The 697-nt window shown below is 72.9% G+C and carries 1 pseudogene; it reads left to right on the top strand.

The features are described from left to right. A pseudogene (locus HV798_RS31555) lies at positions 1 to 697 on the top strand (contractile injection system protein, VgrG/Pvc8 family); the annotation flags it as partial.

The following is a 697-nucleotide window of genomic DNA, read 5'->3' as shown; positions in this document are numbered from 1 at the left end:
TGGCACGACAGCGGCAAGCGCGCGGTGGCCGCGCAGGCGCTGGTCAACGCGGCCAACGGGCAGGACGATGCGGCGGGGCTGGACTGGTACGACGTTGCCGGCCACGGCGGCTTTGCCAACGAGGCCCAGGCCCGCCGCCAGGCGGAACTGGCGCGCGAGGCCGTGCGCGCCCGCGCCGAGACCTTCGCCGGGCGCGGCGTGGTGCGCACGTTCCGCTCGGGCACGCGCTTCACGCTGCAGGACATGTCGTCGCTGGGGCCGACGGGCGAAGCGGGATTCGAGCCGGTCTTCGCGCTGGACTGGATCGAGCACGTGGGCATCAACAACCTGCCGCCCGAAACGCGGGCGTCGCTGGCGCAGCGTCTGGGCGGGCTGGATGCGTATCTGACGCTGGATGGCGAGGCGGTTGCCGCGCCGCAAGAGACTGGCGATGGTTCGACGTGGGATGATGCGTTGATCTCGCCCGACCCCGCGGTTCTCGCCAAGGCCCGCGAAGTCGGCTACGCCAACCGCTTCGAAGCCGTGCGCTGCGACCGCCCATGGCGTCCCGCCTTGCCGGCCACGCGCGGCGCCCGCCTGGGCGGCGCGCCCTCGGTCCACGGCGTGCACACCGCCGTGGTCACCGACGCCGAAGGCGGCACGCAACCCAGGCAAAGCGACGAGATCCTGCGCAACAAGCGCGGCGACGTGCGCATCA

This window comes from Achromobacter deleyi (assembly GCF_902859705.1).
Classification (GTDB): Bacteria; Pseudomonadota; Gammaproteobacteria; order Burkholderiales; family Burkholderiaceae_B; genus Achromobacter; species Achromobacter deleyi.
The sequence above is the reverse complement of the archived record's forward strand: the minus strand, read 5'-3'. Positions and strand labels throughout refer to the sequence as shown.